The sequence below is a fragment of the Wolbachia endosymbiont of Madathamugadia hiepei genome, assembly GCF_013366855.1.
Classification (GTDB): domain Bacteria; phylum Pseudomonadota; class Alphaproteobacteria; order Rickettsiales; family Anaplasmataceae; genus Wolbachia.
On the sequence record NZ_WQMP01000151.1, the window covers coordinates 1 to 2,308 of the forward strand.

The window sequence follows — 2,308 nt, forward strand, 5'->3', positions numbered from 1 at the left end:
CCTTCAGTGAGAGGAAATACATTAACAAGCGCTCTTCCACGTGCTGTTGGCTCTGCAAGAGGTAATTTATAAACCTTTAACCTATAAACTCTGCCAATATTGGAAAAGAATAAAAGACTAGTGTGGGTATTTCCAACAAACAATTTCGTGGTTACATCTTCTTCCTTTAATCCCTGTCCTAGCTTTCCTTTTCCACCACGACGCTGAGTTCTATAGTGAGAAAGCTTCACGCGCTTAATGTAACCGTTCATAGTTACGGTCACCACCATATCCTCTTGTGGAATGAGATCCTCAGCTTCAATGTCTACATCTGACTCTTCTATTGAAGTTTTTCGCGGCACGGCAAATCTGTTCTTTATTTCTTGTAAATTATTTTTTATTTCTTTCATCAATTTCTCTTCTGAGCCAAGAAAAGCGATATATTCTTTTATCAGGTTGATCATTGAATTTAGCTCGGCTTCTAATTTGCCTTTTTCAAGACCTGTTAAGCGTTGCAATTTCATGTCAAGAATAGCCTTCGTCTGCAGCTCAGTTAATCTGTACACTCCATCTTTTAAAAAGCTCTCACTGTCTGAAATCAAGCTAATAATCGTGTTTATTTCCGCTGAAGTCTTCCACTCCTTATTTAAAAGCTCTTTGCTTGCTTCTTCAGGATCTTTTGCACCACGGATGATTTTTATCACTTCATCTATGCTCAAAACTGCAATATAGAGCCCTATATATATATGAGCTTTTTCCCTCGTTTTTCTTAGACGAAATTCCGTTCTCCTGATTAGTACTTCTTTTCTAAAGTCAACGAAAGCAGCTATGATCCCTTTCAGTGACATCAAAGCAGGTCTGTTGTTACTCAGAACCAAAGTGTTAACACTGAAGCTACTTCTTAGAGGAGTAAGGCCCAGTATCTGATTCAGTATAAAATCTGCTGCGGTATTTTTCCTAAGATCAATCACTACCCTAATGCCGGACTTATCCGACTCATCCAGGATTTCAGTTATGCCATCAATTTTCTTCTCTTTTACGAGTTCACCTATTTTCTCAATTAACTTTACTTTATTTACCTGGTAAGGTATTTCATCAATAACTATTGCTTGCCTATCTTGCGGCAGATCTTCTATATGCGTTTTACCTTGTACAACAATTGAACCTCGACCTGTGGCAAATGCTGATCTTATTCCAGACCTACCAAGAATTGTTCCACCAGTTGGAAAATCCGGCCCTGGCACCACTTCAAGCAATTCATCTAAAGTTACTTCAGGATTGTCTATATATAACATGCAGGCATCAATTACCTCACCAAGGTTATGAGAAGGAATGTTGGTTGCCATACCAACTGCAACACCACTTGCACCATTTACCAATAGATTCGGAAACTCTGCAGGTAGTACAACAGGCTCTGTTTCATTTCCATCGTAGTTTGGTCTAAAGCCAACTGTATCTTCATCGATATCATTCAATAAAAAATGCGACACTTTGTGGAGCCTTGCTTCTGTATATCGCATCGAAGCTGGTGGATCTCCATCTATCGAACCAAAGTTACCTTGCCCATCAATGAGTGGTAAAAGAAGAGAGAAATTTTGAGCCATCCTGACCAAGGAGTCATAAATAGCCATATCACCGTGTGGATGATATTTCCCCATTACGTCCCCAACTATACGAGCTGCCTTTTTATATGGCTTACCAGCATCGTACCCTGCCCTTGACATTGCATATAATATGCGCCTATGAACAGGTTTAAACCCATCGCGCACATCAGGTATAGCCCGGCTTATGATCACGCTCATTGCGTAAGAGAGATAAGAATCTTCCAGCTCTTTCACTATTGAAACTGGTACTATGTTGTCTTGCATTTTCTATACTTTAACCGAAGTAATTGTAATATTAACATTTAGTTAAGCAAATGGTCAATCAGAAATTAGACAGCATGTGGTTCTACTTTTTGTTTACAATAATAATATTGAGCTATAGAGTTACACTAAAGGGGCAATTAGCTCAGCTGGTAGAGCATCTCGTTTACACCGAGGAGGTCGGCAGTTCAAGTCTGTCATTGCCCACCATATCGATTCTGATATATCACAAATTCGCTATAACAGCCTGTTTTCTAGCTATACACATCGTTTTTTACATCTAATTACTTATTCAAAATCTTCTACTTTCTTTCTATAACCCTCTACCATTTTTCTAAAAAAGGTAGGTGCAGTTTTGGAAAAAGCAACAACCAGTCTCTGTGAACAAAATTTTAGAGAAGCCATATGAGAGAACCAACGAAGTTTAAAAAACCCATGAAAACCTCAGCAGTCTTGTCAAATCG

At 38.8% G+C, this 2,308-nt stretch carries 1 protein-coding gene and 1 tRNA gene; one reads left to right on the forward strand and one right to left on the reverse strand.

Annotated features, from left to right (window positions below):
• The coding region (gene gyrA / locus GO685_RS04835) for a DNA topoisomerase (ATP-hydrolyzing) subunit A (RefSeq protein WP_175937810.1) at nt 1-1,847 on the reverse strand (1,847 nt) is incomplete at its 3' end.
• A gap of 131 nt (nt 1,848-1,978) precedes the next feature.
• Here gyrA and GO685_RS04840 point away from each other — a divergent pair.
• Nucleotides 1,979-2,054: transfer RNA gene (locus tag GO685_RS04840), tRNA-Val, on the forward strand.
• The last annotated feature ends 254 nt before the right edge of the window (nt 2,055-2,308 follow it).